This is a genomic window from Actinoplanes sp. NPDC026670 (assembly GCF_040638175.1).
Lineage (GTDB): Bacteria > Actinomycetota > Actinomycetes > Mycobacteriales > Micromonosporaceae > Actinoplanes.
Window position 1 is genome coordinate 29,546 of the sequence record NZ_JBEZXU010000033.1, and the last position, 22,989, is coordinate 52,534.

The following is a 22,989-nucleotide window of genomic DNA, read 5'->3' on the forward strand; positions in this document are numbered from 1 at the left end:
CGCTTCAGGCGGCTCGGCGCTTCAGGCGGCTCGGCGCTTCAGGCGGCTCGGCGCTTCAGGCGGCTCGGCGCTTCAGGCGGCTCGGCGCTTCAGGCGGCTCGGCGCTTCAGGCGGCGAGGGCGTAGGTGGCGTAGTGGTTGGCGCGGCGGCGGCCGTAGATGGTGAACGTGTCGCGGACCGTGCGGATGATGCTCTTGGTGGTGACCGTCGAACCGGCGACCCGGGTCTCCAGCCGCACCGGGGCGCCCTTGACATCGGTGATCCCGGCGGCCTTGGTCGCCACGAACAGCTCCAGGTCGAACGCGAAGCGGCGCTCGCGCAGCCGGGGCAGCACCTCGGCCAGCACGTCCCGGCGGATGATCTTGCAGCCGGTCTGGGTGTCCCGCACCGCCAGGCCGAACATCGTGGTGACCAGCGTCGAGTAGGACACCGAGATGACCTTGCGGGCCCGGCTCGCGCCGGAGACCGAACCGGCGTGCCGCTTGTCGGCGTACACCACCGCGTGGTTGCCCTCCCGGGCGATCAGCAGGTAGTCGACCAGGTGCTGCGGGTCGATGTCACCGTCGGCGTCGATGAACCCGATCCACGCCCCGTTCGCCGCGGCGAACCCCTGGTGCAGAGCCGCGCCCTTGCCCTGGTTGACCGGGTTGTCGATCACCGTCACGTTCGCCATGCCCGCCAGCAGCGCCGCCGACCCGTCGGTCGAACCGTCCGACACCGCGATCACCTCGAACGCCACACCAGCCTCGGTCAGGCAGGCCACCAGCTGCTCGACCGTGCGACGCACCACCGGACCCGGGTTGAAGAACGGCACGACCACACTCAACTCGATGCCACCCTGACGGGCGACGGTGGCGGCGGCGGGGGCGGCGACTGCGGTGGCGTTCATGCCCCCACAGATCGGAACGCACCCTCAACGCAACCTCAAGCAGCTCTCAGGACCCGCGCAAGGTTCGGAAATCCCTCACCGTGGTTCGGAGGCCCCCGCCTGCGCCTTCCCCCGGGCACCGTGCAGATGTACCCCCTGACGAGTCGACCACGCTCCTGGACGGCATCAATAACGGCGACTTCGACTTCTCGTCGTAGGCCGGCGCGGCGAAGCGGCTCGCCCTCGCGGGAGCCGTTCCGCGAACCGCCCGTGTTAGCGTCCTGACCCGTGGGGATCAGCACCGTCGTCTTCGACCTTGGCGGTGTGGTGTGCCGCTATCAGCCGGAACTCCGACTGGCGGAACTCGCCCACATCTACGCCCGGACGTCGGAGGATGTTCACCGGCTTCTCTATGGGAGCGGCTTCATCGGTGAGACCGAGGGCGGCCTGTGGAGTGCCGAGGAAATCGTGGCCGAGGTCGGGGCGCGGTTGGGGCACTCGGTGGGGCGGGACGAGCTGGAAAGTGCCTGGCTGGCCTCGTTTCCGGTCGACGAGGCGGTTGTCGGGCTGGCCGGCCGGATCGCGGTCCGGCACCGTACCGCCATTCTCACCAACAACGACCTGCTGCTGCGCGAGGCACTGCTCCGAGCCCACCCGGAACTCGGTGAGCACTTCGGTGACATCGTCTTCTCGGCTGACATCCACGCCGTCAAACCCACGGCGGAGGCGTTCAGCCGCGCGCTGTCGATCCTGGCGGTTGAGCCCTCCGACGTGCTCTTCGTCGACGACTCGCAAGCCAACGTCGCCGGGGCACTAAAGGCGGGCCTGTCCGCCGTGCAGTTCCAGGATGCCGCGCAGCTCGCGGCTGAGCTCGACAGACATGGGCTGCTCAACGTTTGACGTCGGTTACGGAAGCGGTCACCAGGCCAGTCTCGTAGGCGACCACCACCAGCTGGGCCCGGTCTCGGGCGTTCAGTTTGGTGAGCAGACGACCCACGTGTGATTTAACCGTGGCCAGGCTCAGCGTCAGGTGGGCGGCGATGTCGGTGTTGGACATGCCCCGAGCGATCAGGGTCAGCGTTTCGCGTTCGCGGTCGGTCACCCCATCGAGACGTCGGTGGAAGGTCTGGGACGGGCGGGGCTGGGCGCCGAACCCGGCGATCAACCGGCGGGTGATGCTCGGCGCCAGCATTGCCTCACCCGCGGCGACCACCCGGATGGCGGCGACCAGTTCGGCGGCGGTGGCGTCCTTGAGCAGGAAGCCGCTGGCACCTGCACGCAACGCGCCGTAGATGTACTCGTCCAGGTCGAACGTGGTCAGGATCAGCACCCGGGCGTCGGTCTGGAGGCAGATCTCGCCGGTGGCCTCAATGCCTGTCATGTCCGGCATGCTGATGTCCATCAGGACCACGTCCGGCCGCTCGGCCAGGGTCAGCCGGACGGCTTCGCTGCCGGTGCCGGCCTCGCCCACCACCACGAAACCGGGCGTGGCGTCGAGCAGGACCCGGAAACTGTCCCGCAGCAGTGTCTGATCTTCGGCGATGAGCACACGGATCTGATCGGTCACGGCTGTTCCCGCCCGGCGGCCTGATACGGGATGTGCGCCGTCACCACGAATCCGTTGCCCTCCCCCGGCCCGGCTTGCAGGCTGCCTCCGTAGACCGTGACCCGCTCACGCATGCCGCGCAGCCCATGACCGGAACCTCCCGAGGCCGCGGGAGCCGTGCCGTTGTCGGCCACCCGCACCGTGACTGATTCCGGGCCGGTGGTGACGTCGACCGTGCATCTGGTGGCATGTGCATGCCGGACCACGTTGGTCAGGGCCTCCTGGACGATCCGGTAGATCACCAGGCGCACTCCCGACGGTGGCCGAGTCGCCCCGGTGAGGGTCGTGTCCACCTGGACGCCTGCCTGTTCGGTACGGCGGGTGAGCACTCCCAGATCCTGGCCGACGGAGTCGTCGCCGGTGCGGAGCACGCCCACGGCGCGGCGGATCTCGACCAGCGCCTCCCGGCTTGCGGTCTCGATCACCTCCAGGGCCGCCAGGCTCTCCTCCGGTCGCACGGCGGACACGTGCCGTGCCACGCTGGCCTTCATCGCGATCATGCTGAGGCTGTGCGCGACGATGTCGTGCATGTCGCGGGCGATCCGCAGCCGCTCGTCGGTGACCGCGCGGGCCGTGCGGTCCTCGAAGACCTGCTCGGCGCGGTGCCGGCGGCGGCGGACGAACCAGCCGGTCGTCCACGGGACGGCGACCACCGAGCCGGCGGCCAGCGGCGCCACCGGCCATGACAGCCCGAGCGCGGCCGCCGCGGCCAGCCCCGCGGCCAGCGCCGGAACCGAACGCGACACCGGCAGCCGCGCCGCCGCCGTGAACTGGGTCAGCGCCACCGCGGCACACAGCCCGGGCGAGGCGTAAGCGGGAATCACCCCGGCGACCAGCACAGCGGCGGATGCGGCAAGCGTCACCACCGCGGCGGTCAGCGGCCCTCTGCGGCGGACGGCCACCGGCGCGGCGGCCGCGCCGACCAGGAGCCACTGCCACCAGGCTGGACTCCCGGACTCCTGCGCCGCGACACCACAGACCAGCAGCACGGCCACGGCCGCCGCCGCATCGACAAGGAGCCCTCGCGTCACGATCACCCCGGCAACGCTACCGACGGGGGCCGTGGTTGCCATCAGACCCAGGGCGGTCATCCTCGGGTAGCAGTCGGTTCATTCCGTGGCCGGATGTGCCGGGCCCCGCCCGGCGGCAGAGTTCAGGCATGCACACAGCGACGACCGACAGGTTGGGCGGGGTGTCCCTGATAGCCGGGCCCCTGCTCCTGCTGACCGGCACACTGCTACGACTCGGCGTGCCGTTCTTCTTCCCCGACCAGCTCGCCGCCCACCAGCGACACCCCACGCTGATCGCCATGGCGTATGCGCTGTTCCTCGCCGGAACCGTCGCGCTGTGGCCCGGCGTCCTCGCCGTCGCCGCGCGGGTCGGCGTCAGCCGTCCGGGCTGGGCGGTGTGGGGCGGCAGCCTGGTGATGTTCGGGTTGTTCGCCCGCACCTTCCACTACGGCGTCAACACGTTCGCGTTCTCGCTGCTGGACAGCGCCGGCCTGGACCTGGCGACCCGGGCTGTCGGCGCCTACTACACCTATCCGGAGTGGGTGGTGTCGAGCCTGAGCCTCGCGGTGATGACCGGCTGGATCGTCCTCGCGGCTGGTTGCTACCTGTCCGGCACGCTGCGGCTGCCGTCTGCGATCGCCTTGGCGCTGATGTCCGGCCTGATGATCGGGGTCCTCAAGGGAAGCACGTGGGCCTCGGCCGTGCAGGTGGCCGGCCTGGCCGTGGCATTCGTTCCGCTCGGCGTCAGATTCCTGCGCGAAGCCGGCCGCCCATCACCACGGACTGCGGCGCTGGTAATGCTCTTCGTCGCCGGTTCGATGGCTCTCGGACAGCTCGGATGAGCGGAGGGGGAGGGATTCGAACCCTCGGTGCGTTGCCGCACCCGCGATTTCCAGTCGCGGTTCCGAAGCCAGGCCGGCCCCTCCGTAGTGCCCCCGGGAGGAATCGAACCTCCGCGTCACGGTTTAGGAAACCGCAGCTCTGTCCGCTGAGCTACGAGGGCGTTGCGGATGGAGCGAGAGTCGAACTCGCACGGGTGTTACCCCCAACGGTTTTCGAGACCGCGGCCGGCGCCCATCGGCTGGCCCATCCTTGGTTTTTCTCCCGCCGCCCATCGACGGGAGAAAAGAGCCGATGCCCGGACTTGAACCGGGTGCCTTCGACTTACGAGGTCGACGCTCTACCTGGTGAGCTACATCGGCGTGGTACGTGATCCTGGTCGGGCTCGAACCGACGATCTCCTGGTTGAGGGCCAGGTGAGCTTTGCCTTCAGCTCCACAGGACCGGATTGTGACAAAAGAAAAGCCGCCTTCCCGGAGATGGGAGGCGGCGTCGATGCCGGGGCGCTAGATGCGCCTCCCATTTGGAGGGGATGATTCACTGTGGCGCATCGAGAACTCCCTTCCGTCGGTCTGGTGAGAGCAACACTAGGGATGGCGCGAGAATGCCGCAATCGCTTTTACGAGCGGTCAGAACGTGGCGATCGGGTTGACCGGGCTACCGGAGGTGCCGGCGAAACGGATCGGGGCGACGGCGAACTGGAAATCCCACTGGCCGAGCTCGGCCGCTGTCGTCGCGCACGCCTCGAGGTCGCAGTTGTCGACCAGCCACAGGCCCATCGCCACGAGCCCGACGGCGTGCACCGGCATGAGCACCTGGCCGTAACCCGAAGGTTGGACGTCCTGTGGGGTGTCGGCGGCGATCAGAGCGACGTCGCGTTGGTGGAGCCAGGGCAGGCAGGAGGCGTGCCAGCCGGCCTGGGTGATGCTCCACGTGTAACCCTGCTCGTGCCGGAAGCGGCCGTAACCGGTGCGCAGCAGCACCGCGTCGCCGGGCCCGACCCGGACGTTCTGCCGGCGCTCGGCCGCTTCGAGGTCGTCGGGGCGCACGCCCTCCCCCGGCTCCAGCCAGGACACTCCGCGGGCGGACGCCACGTCGAGCAGGACACCGCGGGTGACGATCCCGTCGGCGGCGGCGGTGACGGCGCCCCAGGCCGATCCCGTGTCCGGGTCGACGAGCGTGTGCGGCCGCCCGTTGTACATCGTGCCGTCCCAGTAGAGGTGGCACGGCGAGTCGAGGTGGGTGACGGAGTTGCCGTGGAACATCAGGCTGAGCCGTTCGGAGGAGAAACCCCAGCGCCGGTCGGCGTGGAAGTGCGCCGGCATGTGCTCGGCGCCGGGCATCTCGGCGGCACACGGGCAGGTGGTGGTGGAGCGTTCCATCTCCTGCGGTACGGCCACCTCCCACCCGCAGGACACGCTGCGGCCGTGTCGGACGGCGCGGGCGGCGGCCAAGCGGATGTCGTCGGTGATGTGGTTCAGCGTGCCGCGCTGGTCGTCGTCGCCCCAGCGTCCCCAGTTCGAGAGGGTGTCGAAGTAGCCGAGCACGTCGTCCTGGGTCGTCACCACCGCAGGGTATCCCGCCGCCGGCAGCACGAAGGCAGCGCGACGGCGGGACACCCCGGCCGGTCAGGCTTTCGCGAACTTCTGGGCGGCGGAGCCGTTGCAGTCCCAGATCTGCAGGCGGGTGCCATTGGCGGTGTTGCCGTTCGGGGCGTCGAGGCAGCGGCCGGACTGCGGGTTGCTGATGCTGCCGTTGCTGTTGACGACCCAGTTCTGCGCCGCGTTGCCGGTGCAGTCGTGCAGTTGCAGGACGGTGCCGTTGGCGGTGCCGCCGCCGGCGATGTCCAGGCAGCGGCCGAGCGTGGCCAGCGACTGTCCGGACCAGGTCCAGTGCTGGTCCCGGGCAGTCAGCTGGCAGTCCCAGAGCTGCACGACTGCGCCGTCGCCGCCGGCGTCGTCGCCTGCCACGTCGACACACTTGCCGCCGGGCGCGGCCAGGTTGGTGGCGCCGCCGTTGTAGGCGAACTTCTGCGCGCCGGACGTGTTGCAGTCCCAGATCTGCAGGCGGGTGCCGTTGGCGGTGGCGCCGTTCGGCGAGTCGATGCACCGGCCCGACTGCGGGTTGCGGAAGGTGCCGCCGGCCTGGCTGACCCACTGCTGGCCGCCGACGCCGTTGCAGTCCCACAGCTGGAGTTTGCTGCCACCGGCGGTGGCGTTGCCGACGATGTCGAGGCAGCGGCCCAGCGTCTGGAGGGTGCCGTTGCGCAGCGTCCAGTGCTGGTCCTTCGCCGCGGTCTGACAATCCCACAGCTGTACGGCGGCCCCGTTCCCGCCGACGTCGTCGCCCGCGACGTCCACACATTTGCCGCCGGGGCCGGTCACGGCGTAGCCCGTGGTGGAACCTCCGCCACCGCCGCCGCCACCGCCGGTGAACGGCGAGAGGGTGACCCCGGCGGACGTCGGGTTGTTGGAGTAGACGAGCGATTCCTGGGCCTGGACGTCGTCGAAGGCGAAGGCGTAGGCCTTTCCGTCGACCATGTTCGCGTGGATGATCCGCGCGTACTGGTTGGTGGGGTTGCTCTTGTAGAAGTCGGACGCCGTACCGCCGGGCTGGGTGTCGATCGTGCCGAGAGTGCCGCGGTTGAGGGCCGCGCAGAGGGTGCGTGCGATCGGGCCGACGACCAGGTCGTTCGGGGCCTGGAGGTTGCCGTCGCAGCCCCAGACGTGGGCGCTGGTCGGCTTGTTGAACGAGGCGACCTGCGCGCCGGAGCTGTTGGTGAAGACCATCGTGTTGCCCGAGGTGCGCCCGAAGTATCTGGTGTTCGGCTGGTCGCCGAACGGGACCACGGTCAAGGTCTTGCTGCTGTACGCGTTCCAGGCGCTCGTGATGTACGAGTCCAGGTAGGTGGTGCTGAACAGGCCGGCGCCGGCCGCCTTGCCGGGTGCGAGCACGCGCAGGACGGTGCCGTCGGAACGGGTGACGACGGTGTTGGCCCAGCCGGACTGGCCGCGGATCTGGTCGATGACGTTCTGGCGGCCGTTGGCGACCACGGTGCCGGTGCTGCGGCTGCCGTCGGTTCCGGAGACGCTGACCGCGTGGGGAATGGCGAACATGTCCACCTGCGAGCTGTTCAGCCAGAGGCCGGCGTCGTTGTAGGTGAACTCGCTCCAGTCGAACAGGATGTCGTGGTTGGGGTCGCCGGACGCCCACGGGGCGGGCTGGACCAGGCCGTCGGGGGTGAGGAAGAACTGGAGTTTCTGGCCGAGCGACATGTACATGCGGCCGGAGAAGTTGCGGGGGAACTGGACGGTGGTGCTGCCGCCGTTGCCGGGTCCGCCGATCGAGACGTCAGGGGCGGGCGAGGGCGGGAGCGAGCCGGCCGGCCAGTTGTTGAAGGTGCCGCCGCCGGTGACGTAGCCGAGGCGGCCGGTGGTCAGGTTGACGCCGATGACGTAGAGGTAGACGGCGTCGCCGCGGCCGGTGCTGTTGGTGACGGTGACCGGCAGCAGGGCCGGCCCGACGGCGGCGGCAGGTGTTGCGGTGGCGGTGGCGCCGAGAGGGATCGCCGCCAGCAGCGCGGCGAAGGCGCTTAACAACCTGTTACGTGTGGCCATGGGGACTCCAGGGGTGCGGCGGTTGTTATGGCCGGAAAAGGAGCGCTGAGAGCGCTCTCAGAGCATGTCCAACGTGTTAACAGTTGTCAATGCTTACAGTTGGGTGGAGGTAGCCTCGTCTCTCGTGAGTTACGCGGGGAAGATCAGGGAACTGCCGGCCGGCCCCGGACGGCGAGCCATCGACGAGGAGACAGATCGGCGCGACGAGCCGATCTACGAGGTCCTCGATCGGGACGAGAAGGTCGAACTCCTCGCCGGCCTCGGAGCCCTGCCGTGAATCCGGTGATTCTGCTCGTCGACGATCTGCGCTCGTTCGTGGATGGGCGGGTGGGCGAGGTGGCCCGGACCAGTTCGGCAGGCGTGGATCTTCTCGACCGATACCGGGAGCACCGGATCGACGAGTTGTGGCTCGATCATGATCTGGGCGCCGACGACACCATCTGGCCGGTCGTGGAGGTGCTCGAACGGGCCGCCTTCGAGTCCCGGCCCTTCGATGTCGGTGTCGTCGTCATTCACTCCGCCAATCCGGCCGGGGCCGCGAAGATGGCGCAGGCCCTCCGCCGCTGGGACTATCCGGTCCGCATCGCCTCGGGCGACCCCGCGGTGGCCTACCTCGACTAAGCGGGCGCCACCAGCCGAAACTCACCAGGTGGGCTCGGCGCTCGGTAGCGGCTGGGGCGTGCGCGGGCAGTATTTCCGGGCGGCCTGCCCGTAAAGGTCCTCCGGAGGCATCCGGTCCCCGCACATCAAAGCGCTCGCCGTCGTCTCCGTCCATGCGGTGAAGGTGCCCGAAACCGCCGGCGTGCAGGCGACGGTGAAGCCCGCCGAGATCCGGCGGACACCCATGTAGGCGAGGCTTTCCGGAATGTCCGAGTTCGCCGCGCCCCAGCTTCCGATCCCCATCTCGTACGAGGAGGACGACCGAACTGTCTGAATGTCGGCGCCGGTAACGTTCTCCAGTTCGGTAGCCAGAATCCGCAGCCAGGTTTCGGGCGCGGCGACACCCGTGACGGCCGCGGTGACCGGCGCATCGAGTACCACCCGCCCCTCCCCCAGAACATCTCCGGCGAACAGCGAGACATGCTCGAGAACCGGCTCCTGCACGATGCCGGACCATTCGACGGGGGACTTCTCGGGATCGCAGCCGGCCGGAACGCCGGCCACCTCCGCCGTGGGCCGGGCACAGCCGGCCGGCAGAGCCACGAGGAACGCCAGCATCCACCGACCGACCTTGATCATCTTCACGCGGGTAAGGATGCCGCACCGGATTCCGGAGGACTACCGCAGGTCGCCAGGTCAGGTCCACTTCACCGGATTGCCGGTGGCCAGCGCGGCCGCGCACAGCCGCCTCATCGAGCCGATCCAGTGACTCCAGCCGTCCGCCGACTGGTTGCGGGTCACCACGGCCAGCCGCGAAGGGGTCACCGGCATGACGTGGCCGACCAGGAACAGCCTCAGCCGTGCCGTGCCCTGGTCACCGGCGAACTCGACCCGGCCGCCTCGCAGTTCGCGCTGCGTGAATCGCGTCGCGCGGAACACGGTGCGCGGTATGAGCCGGGTGCTCCGGACGAAGAAGCCGTCCTGGTCGATCCCGGCTTGCAGGGCACGGTTCCACCCGATGATCGAGAGGTTCGCAGCGACGCAGCTGTAGATGCCCTGCCCGGTCTCCTCGTCGACCAGCACCGTCTCGGTGACCATGCCGGCCCGGCTCTCGAACACGTCGAGCTCGGCCAGGACCGCGGGCACGTCGGCCACCGGTATCCAGCCGTCGTTCGTGGTCGGCAGGACCGCGCGCAACGTCGGCAGCAGGTCCCAGCCGATTTCGGTGCACGTCTGCCGGACCGCGCTCTGCCCACCCCAGCTGCCCAGATCCTCGTGAGCGAGGGAGAAGTCCCGGTGCTCGCAGCCGGCCTCATACCAGCGGTAGGCCACCGGATCCGTCGAGTCGAGCAGGTCGAACCAGCCGTCCTCGTCGAAGCCGATCGGACCGTCCAGTCCGGCGTCCTTCCAGCAACGGCAGTTCACGATTCCCCCGAGGCCCACGGCCGGCAATCTAATGCAGCCGAAGTGCCTCTGCCGATGCAATTTCCGGCAACGGCAACGGCAACGGCAACAGCAACAGCAACAGCAAGGCGGGCCTGCGCCGCTGCGGAACCACCGTGCCGTGGAGAACGCCGATGGCCTGACCGCGAGGTGGAAATTGCGGTGCAAGACATCGACGGCCGTGTGCAGTATTCACCGGTGACGATTCTCGAGGACTACCTGATCGAGCTGCGCCGGGAGATCCATCGCCATCCGGAACTGGCCGGCGAGGAACGGCAGACCGCCGGACTGGTCGCGGAGCAGCTGCGTGCGGCCGGGCTCGAGGTGACGACAGGCGTCGGCGGGCACGGTGTCCTCGCGGTGCTCGACGGTTCCGCGGACGGTCCGACGGTGGTGTACCGGGCCGACATGGACGCTGTCGACGTGCGATACAACTCGCTGCCGTTCCCGCGGTCGAGCCGGGTCTTCGACGAGGGTTTCGCCTCGCGTGTGCCCGACGTGGCGCATCTGTGCGGGCACGACCTGCACACCGCGATCGGGGTCGGCGTCGCCCGGACCTTGGCGCAGGACTCCGACCAGGTACGGGGCCGGCTCGCGTTCGTCTTCCAGCCGGCCGAGGAGCCGCTCCAAGGCGCACGGGCGATGCTGGGGACCGGGCTGGTGCAGAAGCTCGCGCCGAAGGAGAGCTACGCGCTGCACTGCGCGCCGTTCCCGGCCGGGACCATCACGGTCTCTCCGGGGTACGGCCTGCCCGGTGTCGACAACATCCGGATCGTGCTGCCGGGCGGCGACAACGCCGCGGTGGCCGCCGAGGTGCAGAAGGCGGTGGCCGCCGAGGTGCAGAAGATCGACACCGTGGGGCTCCTGGAGAGCGTCGACGACTATCACGCACGCTTCCTCGCGGTCCTCGACCCGCAGATCGCCGCCTCGATCCAGGAGTCGGTGAGTGTCATCCAGTGGACCGAGCAGACCGAGGACGGGCAGCCCGCCGTCGGGATCATGCTGAAGGTCTGGCCGCAGGAGCGGTTCCCGCAGCTACGCGACCGGATCGAGCGGCTCGCCGCCGAGGCGGGCGGCCACATCGAATACCCCTACGGCGACGCGTTCCCGGCCATGGTCAACTCGGTGGATCTCAGCACGGCGGCCGGGCAGTACCTGGGCACGGCGCTGGGCCCGGACTCCGTCCTGTGGGGACGGGCGTCGTGGCCGTACAACTGCGAAGATTTTGCCCTGTTTCTCAAGGAGGCGCCGGGTGCGATGTTCTATCTCGGCGTCGCGGACACCGAGTCGGGGATGAACGGCGCCCCGCACACTCTCGACTTCGCCGCCGACGAACGGGCGATCGGGCATGGCGTGCGCGCCATGGCCGGGCTGCTGACCCACCGGCTGGCGGCCATCGGTGGTTCTCAGGGTTCGACCCGGTAGAGGGCGAACGGTGCGTCCGGGTGGATGCCGGTGCGGCCCTCGACGAGTCCGTCGCGCCGAAGGGTGCCCACAGGAAGCATCCCGATCCGCTGCATGACCGCCCGTGAGGCGCGGTTGTGGACCTCGGTGAAGGCCACGATCGGCAGATGCGGGTGATGGACGGCGGCCCAGTCGAGCGCCGCCCGCCCGATCTCCGTCGCGTACCCGCGGCCGGTGCTCGCGTCGCGCACCGCCCAGCCTAGTTCGAGGACGGGCTCGCCGGCCAGATCGAAGCGGGTGAAGCCCCCGCGGCCGACGAGTGATCCGTCCGCCCGGTCGCGGGCCATCCATTTGCCGATGCCGTCCGTGTTCCACCGGGCCGCCATGTCCGCGGCCCACGCCTGCACACCGGCGGGGTTCCAGGGCCCGGTCCAGTGCGCGACCTGTGGGTCGCCGTAGAGAACGGCCAGGTCGTCGACATCGTCGAGACCGACCGGGGTCAGAACGAGCCGCGGTGTGCGGACCGGCGCGCGGGTCATCGGGCCGGGGCCAGGACGATGTCGAAACGTACCCGGGACCAGGCGCTGCCGGCCAGGTCCCGGCCGTCCGGGGCGAGGGTGCCGGCCGGCTGCGGTTCGAAGTCCTTGACCAGGGAGTCACGGACGCCGAAGACGCTGTCGTGGTCGAGCAGGGCGTCGCCGCGCACGAAGATGTGCGTGACCAGCCTGCGCAGGCCCGGCGCTTCGACCATGAAGTGCAGGTGGGAGGCGCGCAGCGGGGAGCGGCCGGTCGCGGTCAGCAGGTCGCCGACGGGTCCGTCGTGCGGGATCGGGTACGGGGTGGGCTCGATCGCCCAGAACCGGTACCGGCCGTCGTCGTCGCTGAACAGGTGCCCACGGGCGGCGGTGCGGTCGTCGCCGTACTGGACGTCGTAGAACCCGTCCTCGTCGGCCTCCCACACCTCGATCCGGGCGCCGGGAACCGGCTTGCCGGTGGTGTCGGTGACGCTGCCCTCCACCCAGCAGGGCCTGCCGGAGGCCCCGAAGGAGAGATCCCCACCGTGCTCGATCCGCGGTGACCCCTCGACGAAGAACGGCCCGACGACGGTCGCCTCGGTGGCGTTCTGGTAGGCCTCGTTGTTGACGGTGATGGTCTGCATGGACACGCCGAACACGTCGGACAGCAGGATGAACTCCTGCCGCCGGTCGTCGGTGGCATGCCCGGTGGCGGTGAGGAACCCGATCGCCCGCTGCCATTCAGTTTCGGTCAGGCGGACCTCACGGACGAACGCGTGCAGATGCCTGGTGAGCGCCTGCACGATCTCCTTGAGCCGGGGATCGGGCGTGTTCGCGAAGGACGCGAGGACCCGTTCGACGAGCTGCTGCTCCCGGTCGTCCTGTTCGGTGCTCATTTCGGCTCCTCCCCCGCCCATGCGCGGCGCAGCAGTTCGGTCAGGTTGCCGGCGGTCACCGGAACCGGGTTGCCGGCCGGGACGACAGGCAGGATCGCGTCGACCGCGGCCGGGATGTCCGCCTCCCGGAACCCCTGGTCACGCAGGGCGCGCGGGGCGCCCACCTCGGCGCGCAGACGCGCCAGACCTCCCGGGCCCAAGGCGTCGGCGAGCCCGTCCGGGATGCCCGGGGAGTTCAGTTCCATGACGTACGGGAGCACGACCGCATGTGTCTGCGCATGCGGAAGGTTGAACATCCCGCCGAGCACATGGCAGATCTTGTGATGCAGCCCGGAGCCCGCCGACGCGAAGGCAACGGCGGCGAGGTGTGCTCCGTACAGCGTCTGCTCTCGCCCTCGAAGGTTGTCGGGTTGCCTGACGATCTCGGGAAGTCCGCTGCTCAGGGCACGCGCGCCGGCGATCGCCAGGGCCTGGTTGATGGGGTCGGCGCGGGGCGCCCACATCGAGTCGACGCAGTGTGCGAGCGCGTTGAGGCCGGAGGCGACGCCGAGTTCGGTGGGCAGGCCGAGGGTGAGGGCGGCGTCGTAGAGGATCGTGCGGGGCAGCACGCGCAGGTCGGCACCTGTGGTCTTGCGACCGTTTTCGGTCATGCCCCAGACGTTGGTGGCTTCGGAGCCGGCGTAGGTGGTGGGGACGGCGACGATCGGCAGCCCGGTGGTGAGCGCGATCGCCTTGGCGAGCCCGGTGGCCGACCCGCCGCCGACGCTGACCAGCACGTCGATGCCCTCGGCGGCGGTTACCTTACGGGCCCGTTCAGCAACTTCGGCGGGCACGTGCATCACCACCTCCCGGTAGTGCAGGGCGCCGGGCAGCACCTCGCCGCGGGTGGTGATCACCATCGGCCGGGCGCCGAGCCTCGCCACCTCGGCGGGCAGCCGCTCGGCCATCTGATGGGCGGCGAAGACCACCCGCTGCGGGAGCGTCTCGTGGGTGAAGGTCATCATCGGCCGAGCACCGCCGCCAGCGCGTCATGCAACACCCGTCCAGGATCCGCCGGAAGCACGGTCGAGCGCCAGGCGATGTGCTTGTCCGGGCGGACCAGGATCGCGCCGTACTCGGCGACCTCCCGCACCCGGGCCCAGTCGTAGTACAGGTCGGTGACCGCGCGGCCGGGGCCGATGATCACGGTCGCCAGCGGCACCCCGAGCTCCTCGGCGACCTTCTCGGCAGCGGCCGCCCAGGGTTCGCCGGTGATGCCGGTGAACAGGGTGAACCTGGTCATCGGGGCCAGATCGAGGGTGGACAGCCGCTGCTCGGTGGTGCCGACCCAGACGTGCGGCAGCCGCGAGCCGGGGACCGTGGACGGCTCGTAGTAGAGCTCCGGGTCCCTCTTCGGCACCGGGCGGGTGCCGTCACCGACGATCGCCGCCGACTCGTAGAACTGGCCGAGCTCGACACCGTGCGCGTTGAACTCGTAGTGCTTGAGCTCCATCGCGGTCACCAGGGCGGCCCGTTTCGCGGCGCCGGCCGGGGTGTTCGCCTTGCGCTCCTCGATCCGGGCCGCCATCTCCGCCTCGTCCTTGGCATCGAGCAGGCCCAGCACCTCGAAGAACTGCACGAACTCACGGCTCGACCGGTTGGCGCGCAGCACGATCTGCTCGGCGACCGGGGCGCGTTCGGTGGTGTAGGTGTCCAGCAGCGACGGGCCGGCCTGCCCGCGGAGCACGGCGGCGATCTTCCAGGCCAGGTTGTAGGAGTCCTGGATGGAGGTGTTCGAGCCGAGCCCGTTGGACGGCGGGTGCCGGTGCACCGCGTCACCCGCGCAGAAGACCCGGCGGTCGTGCAGGCGGGTCGCGTACATCTCGTTGTTGCCCCAGAGAGACGTGCCGGTGATCTCGACGTCGATGTCGGGCAGGCCGAGCAGGCTGCGCACGATCGCGATCGCCGCCGCCTCGTCGACGACCGGGGCCGGCCGGCTGATGTCGTAGCCCCACACGATCAGCCATTCGTTCCACGGCCGGACCATCCGGACCAGACCGGCGCCGATCCCGCCGACGTTCGAGCCGGGTTGAATCACCCAGTACAAAACCGAAGGGCGATTTCCGACGTACGGCGAAAGGTCAGCTTTGAAGGTGATGTTCATGGATCCGGCGATGTCCATCGCGCCCTGCATCGGCAGGCCCAGATCCTCGGCCACCTGGGAGCGGGCGCCGTCCGCACCGATCAGGTATTTCGCGCGGATCGTGTGTTCGTGGCCGGTGATCCGGTCGCGGACCCGCACGTCGACACCGTCGGCGTCCTGCTCGTGGGACAGATACTCGGTGGAGAAGCGGGTCTGGGTGCCGCGTTCGGTGGCGTTGCGGACCAGGATCGGTTCGAGGTAGGTCTGCGGGATGTCGACCGGCAGGCAGGGTGAGGCCAGCTGGTAGTCGCCGTGCCGGCCCGGGTGGGTGCCCCAGGTCAGGATCCGGCCGATCTCCTCACCGGCGATCGACGTGCAGAAGACGGTGTCACCCATCAGATGGTGCGGGGTGGCGTCGGCGAGAACCTGCTCCTCGATGCCGGCGTCCCGGAACACCTCCATGGCCCGCTGGTTGGTGATGTGCGCCCGCGGGGTGTTCGCCGTCCACCGGTACTTGGTGATCATCATGTTGGGAACGCCGAGCGTCGACAACAGCAGGGCCGCCGCCGCGCCGGCCGGCCCCGATCCGATGATGACGACGTCGGTGCTGATCTGCGCCATGCCCGTCAGTGTCACGACGGGACCTTCGGCGAGCCTAGACATCGACCGGCAACACGGCGGAAATACGGCCGGGTGGCGGATTTCAGGCGCGGGGCAGGTCGGTAGGGCGGTGGCCGAAGTGGGTGCGGAACGTCTGCGCGAAGTATTTCGTGGAGCCGAAACCGCAACGGGCCGCGACCTCGGCGACCGGCGGGCGGGGGTGGGCCAGGAGCAGGGTTCGGGCGCGTTCCAGGCGGCGGGCCAGCACATACTGGGGCAGGCTCGTGCCGGTGGCGGCGAAGGCGCGGGACAGGTGGCGTTCGCTGATGGCGATGCCGGCGGCCACCCGGGCGGCGGTCAGGCCCGGGTCGGTCAGGTGGTCCTCGATGAACGCGCGGGCGTTGGCCAGGTGCACGGTGCCGGGAACGGCCGCGATGCGGCCGGTCATCCCGGCGATCAGATGCAGGGTGGTCGCCTCGTCGATCGGCTCGCCGCCGTCCGGGCGCAGGGCACGATCAACGAGCCGGGCGAGGGTACGGGCGGAGGCGTCCCCCTGGGCGAAGTCGCGAACGAGCGGGGCGCGGAGTTCGTCGAGCCCGGTGAGTTCGCGGAAGGTCGCCCGTGGCACTTTGATGGCGAGTTCTTCCAGGCCGCGGGAGAAGCCGCGCATGAACGGCCGGTCCGCATCGCAGATCAGCGCCTGTCCGGGCCGTAGGGTGAGCACCCCGTCCTCGTGGTAGAAGAACGCCTCCCCGAGCACGGCGAGGTAGACGGCGATCGAGTCGGACGGGCTGGTCCGGATCACTTCGGCGGGCCGTTCGACGACGTGTGCGTTGCCGCGGACCCGGGCCAGGTGCATGTGGTCGAGTTGCAGGTTGAGTTCGGTCCCGTCGAACGGGGTCTCCCCGAGCATGCGGCACCGGAGTCCGATGAGCGCGCTGCGGTTGTGGTCCTCCCAGAGCGCGACCCGCTGGGCGGTGGGCAGCCCGGCTGTGCTGAAGCTCATCAACCGCCGGGGCTCGGCCTGACTGCGCGTCATGGTGGCACCCCCTGTGTCCGTCGTCACGAATCTTAGAGCGCACCTGGCGGGCCGGGCACCGCGATGAGGGCCTGCACGGCGGAGCGGACGGCTTCGCGGCGCAGCTCCGGGTCGGCGGTCGGGTCGATGGCGTCGAGGGTCGACCTGGGGTGGGTGGCCCACATCCGGGCGATCGCCTGGACCGCGAGGACGAGCGTGGGCGCGGGGATGTCGTCGCGGACCAGTCCGTCCGCCTGGGCCTGGCGGACCACGTCGATCTTGTGTTTGACGGTGTCGTCGGGCATCGGCGGGGCGTCCGCGCCGGGGTCGCGTTCGAGCTGGTACCAGGTGACGAACCGGACGACTTCGGGATGGTCCTGGTTGCCCTGGTGGAGGCGTTCGGCGTACCCGGGCAGGTCGTCGCCTTTGATCGGAATGCCGGCGACGGCCGACTCGGCGATGAACGCGAGCACGGCGTCGAACAGGCCTTCCTTGCTGCCGAAGTAGGTGTAGACGAGGCCGCTGCTGCAGCCGGCGCCGCGGGCGATCGCGTCGATCCGGCCTCCGCTGAGCCCGTGTGCGGCGAACTCGGTCAGTGCGGCGGTCAGGAGCTGGCGTTTCTTGCTGTCCGGATCACGTACGCGCATGGGCCGAGCCTAGTTATTGAACGTCCAGTTGACAACGAACCCGGGCTCCGCTCCAATTGAATGAACGTCCAATAACTAAGGAGCGGACATGACCATGCGAAACGGCCGGACGGTCGTGCTCACCGGCGGTGCCGGTGGGATCGGCCTGCGCGCCGCCCAGGCGTTCGCCGGCCACGGCTACCGGGTGATCATCGGCGCCCGCAATGCCGAACGGGCCGAACGGGCCGTCGCCGCCATCGGAGCCCCGGCCGGATGGCTGCCACTCGATCTGGCCGATCTGGGCTCGGTCGCGAGGTTCAGCGAGCGGCTTCTGGAATCCGGCACACCTGTCGATGTCCTGGTCAACTGCGCCGGGGTGATGGCGATTCCACAGTGGCAGGCCACCGCCGACGGCTTCGAGAAGCATTTCGGGACCAACCATCTCGGGCACTTCGCCCTGACCGGCCACCTGCTGCCACTGCTGGAGAAGTCCGGCGCGGCACGGGTGATCACGGTCAGCGCGCAGGCCGCCCGCACCGCCCGGCTGGACCTCGGCAACCTCCAGTTCGAGCACGGATACGCGCCGATGCGCGCCTACGGCAGTTCGAAACTGGCCAACGTGCTGTTCGCCGTCGAACTGAACCGGCACGTCGACCGCGACCGGGTGATCAGCGTCCCGGTCCACCCGGGGACCGCGCCGACCGACATCCAGCAGTACGGGACCAGCCGCATCGCCAACGGGATCGGCCGGCTGATCATGCGGGCGGTCGGCCAGCCCCTGGAACACGTCGCCGACCCGATCATCTTCGCCGCGACCACCCCCAAGGTCACCGACGGGTCGTTCATCGCGCCGACCGGCGTGTTCGAACTCGGTGGCGTGCCCGGTTTCGTGGCACTCCCCCGGGCCGCCCTCGACGAAGACCTGCGTGCCGCGCTGTGGCGGGAGTCCGAACGTCTCACCGGTGTCCGTTACTGATCCGGCCGGAGATATTGGCAGGGTTCTCTACAGTGGCGGCGTGCATCCCTTCCAGCCACACCAGCCGCACCAGCCGGAGCCGTCGTTTCTCGAGCGGGAGATCGCCGGTGTCCCCCTCTACGTCCATCTCATCGCGGTCGCCGTGACCTGCGGTCTCTACGCCGTGTTCCTGCCGTTCGTCATGCTGTTCAGCTGGATCGGGGACCGGATCGACCGGGCGGTGGACCGGATGGTCAACCCGATCCTCGACAAGCTGCTCAACGTGGCGCTGGCGATCGTGGCGGTGCCGGCGTACCTCGTCTTCCAGGCCGGAAAATGGATCTACCAGCGCTGGACCGGACGGGTCAAAGGCGTTCAGTGACCAGGCGGTGCAGTTCGGTGAGCAGGGTCTGTTTCTCGAACGGTTTGCGGATCAGCGGTGCGTCCGTCGGAAGTTCCTGGCCGCCCGGCGCCGGGCCGCTGGTGTAGCCGGACATGAACAGGACCGGCAGGTCCGGACGGTCGCGGCGCAGTTCGGCGGCGAGCTGTGTGCCCGACATGCCGGGCATGATCACGTCACTGAGCAGGACGTCGAACTCCAGGGCGTCCTCGTGGCACATCCGGAGCGCCTCGGCCGGATGCGGGGCCGCGAACACCTGGTATCCGGCTTTGCTGAGCAGGCGGCGCACGATGTCGCGTACCGCCTCCTCATCTTCGACCACCAGGATCCGCCGCCCGTCGCCGGACGCCTGCGCCGCCGGCGGGGTGGCCGCCGTGGCGGCGAGTGGCTGGGCCGCGGCGGCGGGCAGGCGCACCCGCAGCACGGTGCCCTGCCCCGGCTCCGACTCGAGACTGATGGCGCCGCCGGCGTCGGTGACCACGCCGTATGCGGTGGCGAGGCCGAGTCCCGTACCGCTGCCTCGGCCTTTGGTGGTGAAGAAGGGCTCGAAAGCGCGGGCCATCACCGCGGGCGTCATCCCGCAGCCGGTGTCGGTGACCGCGAGGCAGACCTGGGTCTGACCGTCGCCGCCGTGTTCGAGGGTGGTGCCGATGGTCAGCCGGCCGCCGGTGGGCATCGCGGCGCGGGAGTTGAGCACGGCGTTCATCACGACCTGTTCGAGTTTGCTGCGGTCCATCATGACCGGCGGCAGGCCGGGGGCCAGGTCGGCGCCGAGTTCGATGTCCTCGCCGAGGGTGCGGCCGAGCAGGCGCAGCATGTCGGAGGTGACCGCGTTGAGGTCGAGCAGTTCGGACCGCGACGGCTCGGAACGGCTGAACAGCAGCAACTGGCGGGTGAGCCCGGTGCCACGGGCGGCGGCCTGTTTGATGCCGGCCGCGTCCGGCCGGTTCGGGTGGTCGTCGCCGAGTTCGTCGACGAGCATGTCGGCGTACCCGGAGATGACCGCCAGGATGTTGTTGAAGTCGTGCGCGATGCCGCCGGCCAGCTGACCGAGCGAGTCGAGGCGTTCCGCCTGGCGCAGCTGCTGCTCGAGTTCCGCGCGTTCGCGTTCGGCGTCCATCCGCTCGGTGACGTCCCGCAGGATGCCCTCGACGGCGATGACCGCGCCGGTGTCGTCGGTGACCGGGCTGACCCGCTGCTCGATCCAGACGACCGCGCCGTCGTGGCGGCGCAGCCGGAAGGTGAGCGTGCCGGTCCGGGGCGCCTGCCACGACTTCTCGAAATCCGGCAGGTCGTCCGGCTCGATCAGGGTCAGGATGAGGCGCGGATCGGCGTAGAAGTCGAGCGCCGGATAGCCGGTGATCGACTCGATGGCCCGGCTCAGATACTCCATCGCGGGCGCCGGGTCGAGCCGGTAGCGGAAGATGATGTCCTGGGCGTGATCGGCGAGCAGCCGGAACCGCTCCTCACTGTCACGCAGCGCGGCCTCGGCCCGGCTACGTTCGGTGATGTCGGTGGAGATGCCGGCGACCGCGTACGCGTACCCGCTCTCGTCGATCAGCGGGAACTTGACGGTCAGGTAGGTGCGGGTGCCGTCGTCGGACGGCGCGTACTCCTCCAGCTGGATCGGCACTCCCCCGGCCAGCGCCTGCCTGTCGTTCTCCCGGAACACCTCGGCCACGTCGGGCGGGAACAGATCATGGTCGGTGAGCCCCACGATGTTCTCCCGGCGCAGCCCGAACAGCCGCTCGTACTCCCGGTTGACCAGCAGATATCGCCCGTCCGCGTCACGCATGTAGATCACCGCGGAGGTGTGGTCGATCAGCGCCATCAGCGAGTCATGACCGAGTCCGGTACGGGTCATCCGGCCAGCTCCAGTTTCACCAGCGCATCCGTGGACGGCACAGCCGGCGCGAGGTCGCCGGTCAGCACGGGCCGCAGCGCGGCCAGCGCGTGCTCCCGGCGGGCCCGGGTGAGACGTTCCAGGTGCGTCTCGGTCAGTCCGGTGGTCCCGGCCCGATTCGACACCGGATGCCGGTCACCGAGCCCGATCTCGTCACGGTGACGCTGCGGCGCGAAAAGCAACTTCTTCGACAACCGCAGATGTACGCCGGACACGCGCGCGTTCATGGTCAGCAGCCGGTACCAGTCGACCAGCGCCGGATGGTGCGCGATCAGACGCCGCAGGTCGCCGTCGTCGGCGTCGTCCAGCGCCGGATGGCCGTTGCCGATCTCGCTGAGCAGCCGCTGCGGCAGCGACGGTTCGCCCATCAGGTCGCTGATCTCCTCCCGTTCGCGTTCCAGCATCGCCGGGAACAGGTGCCGGGCCCGCTGGTCGTAGCCGGGTGACGCGGTGCCGAGCAGGTAGTCACGTTTCAGCGCCTCCGGGTCGAGGGCCCCACTGGGCGGGATGTCACCAGGTGTCCAGTGCGCGGCGAACTGCCGGAACACGTCCATGAACACGTCGGCGGTCATCGCCCGGTCCGGCGGCAGGTTCGTGAAATCCACGAGCAGGCCCCGAAGAGCATCCAGCAGTACGGTGGCCGCGCGCACCCGGCGGTGGGCGTACTCCCCGGTCAGCTCGGTGTGCGCGGCGGTCAGCGACTCGAGCAGGCAGTTGACCGCCAGCTCGATCGCCTCACCCTGCTTGACCACGCGGAAGAACTCCTGCTCGGCGCTGCTGCCGGTGTAGGTGCGGATGTGGCCGTCGTCGAAGATCCCGGGCAGTTCGGCGACCACCTCGTCGCGCAGCCGGACCCGTACCGTGCCGACGTTCCACCGCACCAGCGACGCGTAGCTGTCCCGGTCGTAGTGCCCGGTGCCGGTGTGCCCGGCAAGCGCGGAGAAGTAGCCACGGAACGGCAGGTTCGCCCCCACCTGGAGCGGATCGAACGCGCGCTCCGGGTGCTCGACGCCGCCGGGCGTACTGTCCTGGTAGTGCCGGGCCACCGAAGCGCCGGCGAGGCCGAGGTGCACGATCAGCCGTTGCGCCTGGAGCGGCGTGAGCTGGACGACGTCGGGCAGCTGGTGCAGCACGTGGTCGCGCAACTCGGTGACCAGCAGCCCCGGTGGCGCGTCGTCCTGCAGGATCGCCTGATTGAGCCTGGGCAGTTCGTGCAGCACCCAGTCACCGACCTGTTCCGGATCCATCCGGACGATCACCCCCGTGGACGTTCCCCAGTACCCATCGGCTCGACTCCGGAAGCGGTGAGCGGCAGACGCTATCGTGCTGGCTGCCGAAGCCGCCGAAAGGACTGACAACGCGATGAAACCGGATCGTCTGGTCATGCCGGGACAGGTGTGGGGTCTGGCCGCCACCGCATCGAGCGGCCCGATCTTCGTGACCAGCTATGCCGGGCACGATCTCGACGGTACGGTGCTCACCGCGGTCGATCCGGCGGACGGGGTCGTCTGGCAGCGCTCCTTCGCCGGGCATCCCGGGCCGCCCCGGGGCACGTCGTCGGGCACGGTCTGGGTGGCGCATGCCGGCGGCACGTTCACCGAGGTCGGGGTGGACGGCTCGGACCTGCGCTCGGTGGTTCCCGAACACGAGCCGCACGAGCACATGGGCGCCTTCGTCGTACTCCCTGATGGGTTCTGTGTCATCTGGCTGCCGGGTCACCCCTATCGTGTGGTGCCGCCCGGCCGGACGGCGCGGGTCGCCCGGCACACCTGGGCCGGCGGCACCGTCTGGTCGACTCCGCTCGTCCTCGCCGAGTTCGCTTTCGCCGGCGCTGACGCCGGCTGGCAGGCCCAGCCGATGGAACCGTGGCGTCCGCGGACGCTCGGGGCCGGCTCCCGGGAGCCGTTGCTGGTCTCCGGTGATCGGGTGCTGGCCGAAATCGCCGACGGCAGCAGCGGGATCGGCGTCTGCACACTGCTCGACGCCGCGACCGGCCGGATCGTCACGACCACCCCGCCCGGTCCCTACTGCCACAAGGCCATCACCGGCCCCGGTTCGTTCCTGATCGGCCGGCAGGGGTACGGCGAGTTCACCACCACCAGCTACGACGCCACCGGGCAGGCGCTTCGGACCTGGGCCGGGCACGGGATGATGCTCGTCGACCGGCACGGCACGGTCCGCAGCGCCGAGCTGGAGAACGGGTCGGTGTCGCGCTCCCGGTTCCGGGTCCTGAACCCGGATGGTTCGGTGAGCGACGGGCCGCTGCTGTCCGGCTACCACACCACCGCGCCGGCGCTGGACGTCGACGGCACGGCGGTGTTCTGGCGCGACGGGCAGCTGCTGGCCGTCGACGCCGAACGGCGGATTCGGACGTTGTTCGCCGAGGACGACGACCGGGGTGTGATGAGCCGGATCCTGCTGCTCGATCACGGGCAGGTCGTCTTCGCCCTGCACGATGAGTTGTTCGTCGTCGGCGGCACCGGTCTGGCCCGGCTCGACACTGGGCCGTGGCCGTGCGGCGACGGCAACCTCGGCGGCAACCCGGTGCGGTGACGACTCATCGGCG

The 22,989-nt window shown here is 69.8% G+C and carries 23 protein-coding genes and 5 tRNA genes; 8 read left to right on the forward strand and 20 right to left on the reverse strand.

Translation table 11 applies throughout. The annotated features are described in order from the left end of the window. Positions 1–106 precede the first annotated feature (106 nt). A complete protein-coding gene (locus AB0E94_RS29185; RefSeq protein ID WP_360332363.1) occupies positions 107–889 on the reverse strand; it encodes a glycosyltransferase family 2 protein in 783 nt (260 codons plus the stop codon). Positions 890–1,156: 267 nt separating this feature from the next. On the opposite strand from AB0E94_RS29185, the gene AB0E94_RS29190 reads away from it, so the two are divergent. Continuing rightward, a complete protein-coding gene (locus AB0E94_RS29190; protein WP_360332366.1) occupies positions 1,157–1,768 on the forward strand; it encodes an HAD family phosphatase in 612 nt (203 codons plus the stop codon). Here AB0E94_RS29190 and AB0E94_RS29195 read toward each other — a convergent pair. Together AB0E94_RS29195 and AB0E94_RS29200 are read right to left on the reverse strand one after the other, a co-directional pair. Further along, on the reverse strand, positions 1,758–2,435 hold the full coding sequence (locus AB0E94_RS29195; protein ID WP_360332369.1) for a response regulator transcription factor: 678 nt from the start codon (positions 2,433–2,435) through the stop codon (positions 1,758–1,760). The genes AB0E94_RS29190 and AB0E94_RS29195 overlap by 11 nt on opposite strands. Then, complete coding sequence (locus AB0E94_RS29200) at positions 2,432–3,511, reverse strand: sensor histidine kinase (RefSeq protein WP_360332372.1); 1,080 nt, start codon at positions 3,509–3,511, stop codon at positions 2,432–2,434. The genes AB0E94_RS29195 and AB0E94_RS29200 overlap by 4 nt, the downstream gene beginning before the upstream one ends. Positions 3,512–3,633: 122 nt before the next feature. Here AB0E94_RS29200 and AB0E94_RS29205 point away from each other — a divergent pair, with 122 nt between their 5' ends. After that, entirely contained in the window at positions 3,634–4,326 is a 693-nt protein-coding gene (locus AB0E94_RS29205) for a hypothetical protein (RefSeq protein WP_360332375.1), read from the forward strand. 1 nt (position 4,327) lies between these two features. Here AB0E94_RS29205 and AB0E94_RS29210 read toward each other — a convergent pair. The 7 genes from AB0E94_RS29210 to AB0E94_RS29240 form a co-directional block, all read right to left on the reverse strand. Further along, positions 4,328–4,410, reverse strand: a tRNA-Ser gene (locus AB0E94_RS29210). Between the two features lie 4 nt (positions 4,411–4,414). Beyond that, a tRNA-Arg gene (locus AB0E94_RS29215) sits at positions 4,415–4,487 on the reverse strand. A gap of 4 nt (positions 4,488–4,491) precedes the next feature. Beyond that, positions 4,492–4,576: transfer RNA gene (locus AB0E94_RS29220), tRNA-Ser, on the reverse strand. 37 nt (positions 4,577–4,613) lie between these two features. Further along, positions 4,614–4,686 (reverse strand) — tRNA-Thr (locus AB0E94_RS29225). An 8-nt stretch (positions 4,687–4,694) separates the two neighbouring features. Continuing rightward, positions 4,695–4,769, reverse strand: a tRNA-Glu gene (locus tag AB0E94_RS29230). A 184-nt stretch (positions 4,770–4,953) separates the two neighbouring features. Next, positions 4,954–5,889, reverse strand: coding sequence for a cyclase family protein (locus AB0E94_RS29235; RefSeq protein ID WP_360332378.1), 936 nt, complete (start codon positions 5,887–5,889; stop codon positions 4,954–4,956). Positions 5,890–5,952: 63 nt separating this feature from the next. Continuing rightward, positions 5,953–7,941, reverse strand: coding sequence for a beta-1,3-glucanase family protein (locus AB0E94_RS29240; RefSeq protein WP_360332381.1), 1,989 nt, complete (start codon positions 7,939–7,941; stop codon positions 5,953–5,955). A 124-nt stretch (positions 7,942–8,065) separates the two neighbouring features. Here AB0E94_RS29240 and AB0E94_RS29245 point away from each other — a divergent pair, with 124 nt between their 5' ends. Together AB0E94_RS29245 and AB0E94_RS29250 are read left to right on the forward strand one after the other, a co-directional pair. Further along, entirely contained in the window at positions 8,066–8,218 is a 153-nt protein-coding gene (locus AB0E94_RS29245) for a hypothetical protein (protein ID WP_360332384.1), read from the forward strand. A 5-nt stretch (positions 8,219–8,223) separates the two neighbouring features. Next, entirely contained in the window at positions 8,224–8,562 is a 339-nt protein-coding gene (locus tag AB0E94_RS29250) for a cyclic-phosphate processing receiver domain-containing protein (protein ID WP_360332584.1), read from the forward strand. A gap of 21 nt (positions 8,563–8,583) precedes the next feature. Here AB0E94_RS29250 and AB0E94_RS29255 read toward each other — a convergent pair whose 3' ends face one another. Both AB0E94_RS29255 and AB0E94_RS29260 read right to left on the reverse strand, forming a co-directional pair. Next, positions 8,584–9,186 carry a hypothetical protein gene (locus AB0E94_RS29255; RefSeq protein WP_360332387.1) on the reverse strand — a complete coding sequence of 201 codons (603 nt, stop codon included), beginning with the start codon at positions 9,184–9,186 and terminating at the stop codon, positions 8,584–8,586. Between the two features lie 51 nt (positions 9,187–9,237). Further along, on the reverse strand, positions 9,238–9,984 hold the full coding sequence (locus tag AB0E94_RS29260) for a hypothetical protein (protein WP_360332390.1): 747 nt from the start codon (positions 9,982–9,984) through the stop codon (positions 9,238–9,240). A gap of 198 nt (positions 9,985–10,182) precedes the next feature. Here AB0E94_RS29260 and AB0E94_RS29265 point away from each other — a divergent pair, with 198 nt between their 5' ends. Then, positions 10,183–11,409 (forward strand): M20/M25/M40 family metallo-hydrolase, encoded by a 1,227-nt coding sequence (locus AB0E94_RS29265; RefSeq protein WP_360332393.1) that lies wholly within the window; start codon positions 10,183–10,185, stop codon positions 11,407–11,409. Here the strand turns inward: AB0E94_RS29265 and AB0E94_RS29270 are convergent. The 6 genes from AB0E94_RS29270 to AB0E94_RS29295 form a co-directional block, all read right to left on the reverse strand. Continuing rightward, positions 11,391–11,927 carry a GNAT family N-acetyltransferase gene (locus AB0E94_RS29270; protein ID WP_360332396.1) on the reverse strand — a complete coding sequence of 179 codons (537 nt, stop codon included), beginning with the start codon at positions 11,925–11,927 and terminating at the stop codon, positions 11,391–11,393. The two genes, AB0E94_RS29265 and AB0E94_RS29270, sit on opposite strands and share 19 nt — an antisense overlap. After that, the gene (locus AB0E94_RS29275; protein ID WP_360332399.1) at positions 11,924–12,799 is read right to left on the reverse strand and encodes a dioxygenase; all 876 of its coding nucleotides are present in this window, start codon (positions 12,797–12,799) and stop codon (positions 11,924–11,926) included. Before AB0E94_RS29275 ends, AB0E94_RS29270 begins: the two co-directional genes overlap by 4 nt. Continuing rightward, positions 12,796–13,803, reverse strand: a complete 1,008-nt coding sequence (locus AB0E94_RS29280) for a maleylacetate reductase (protein WP_360332402.1) — start codon at positions 13,801–13,803, stop codon at positions 12,796–12,798. Before AB0E94_RS29280 ends, AB0E94_RS29275 begins: the two co-directional genes overlap by 4 nt. After that, positions 13,800–15,557 (reverse strand): FAD-dependent monooxygenase, encoded by a 1,758-nt coding sequence (locus AB0E94_RS29285; protein ID WP_360332405.1) that lies wholly within the window; start codon positions 15,555–15,557, stop codon positions 13,800–13,802. Before AB0E94_RS29285 ends, AB0E94_RS29280 begins: the two co-directional genes overlap by 4 nt. Positions 15,558–15,624: 67 nt before the next feature. After that, the gene (locus tag AB0E94_RS29290; RefSeq protein ID WP_360332408.1) at positions 15,625–16,560 is read right to left on the reverse strand and encodes an AraC family transcriptional regulator; all 936 of its coding nucleotides are present in this window, start codon (positions 16,558–16,560) and stop codon (positions 15,625–15,627) included. Between the two features lie 32 nt (positions 16,561–16,592). Further along, positions 16,593–17,186, reverse strand: coding sequence for a TetR family transcriptional regulator (locus tag AB0E94_RS29295; protein WP_360332411.1), 594 nt, complete (start codon positions 17,184–17,186; stop codon positions 16,593–16,595). Positions 17,187–17,274: 88 nt separating this feature from the next. Here AB0E94_RS29295 and AB0E94_RS29300 point away from each other — a divergent pair, with 88 nt between their 5' ends. Next, entirely contained in the window at positions 17,275–18,141 is an 867-nt protein-coding gene (locus tag AB0E94_RS29300; RefSeq protein ID WP_360332414.1) for an SDR family NAD(P)-dependent oxidoreductase, read from the forward strand. A gap of 40 nt (positions 18,142–18,181) precedes the next feature. Continuing rightward, entirely contained in the window at positions 18,182–18,502 is a 321-nt protein-coding gene (locus tag AB0E94_RS29305) for a hypothetical protein (RefSeq protein ID WP_360332417.1), read from the forward strand. Here the strand turns inward: AB0E94_RS29305 and AB0E94_RS29310 are convergent. Together AB0E94_RS29310 and AB0E94_RS29315 are read right to left on the reverse strand one after the other, a co-directional pair. Continuing rightward, positions 18,486–20,384, reverse strand: coding sequence for a PAS domain S-box protein (locus AB0E94_RS29310; protein WP_360332420.1), 1,899 nt, complete (start codon positions 20,382–20,384; stop codon positions 18,486–18,488). The two genes, AB0E94_RS29305 and AB0E94_RS29310, sit on opposite strands and share 17 nt — an antisense overlap. Further along, positions 20,381–21,670 (reverse strand): hypothetical protein, encoded by a 1,290-nt coding sequence (locus tag AB0E94_RS29315; RefSeq protein ID WP_360332423.1) that lies wholly within the window; start codon positions 21,668–21,670, stop codon positions 20,381–20,383. Before AB0E94_RS29315 ends, AB0E94_RS29310 begins: the two co-directional genes overlap by 4 nt. 115 nt (positions 21,671–21,785) lie before the next feature. Here AB0E94_RS29315 and AB0E94_RS29320 point away from each other — a divergent pair, with 115 nt between their 5' ends. After that, on the forward strand, positions 21,786–22,976 hold the full coding sequence (locus AB0E94_RS29320) for a hypothetical protein (protein ID WP_360332426.1): 1,191 nt from the start codon (positions 21,786–21,788) through the stop codon (positions 22,974–22,976). Positions 22,977–22,989 lie beyond the last annotated feature (13 nt).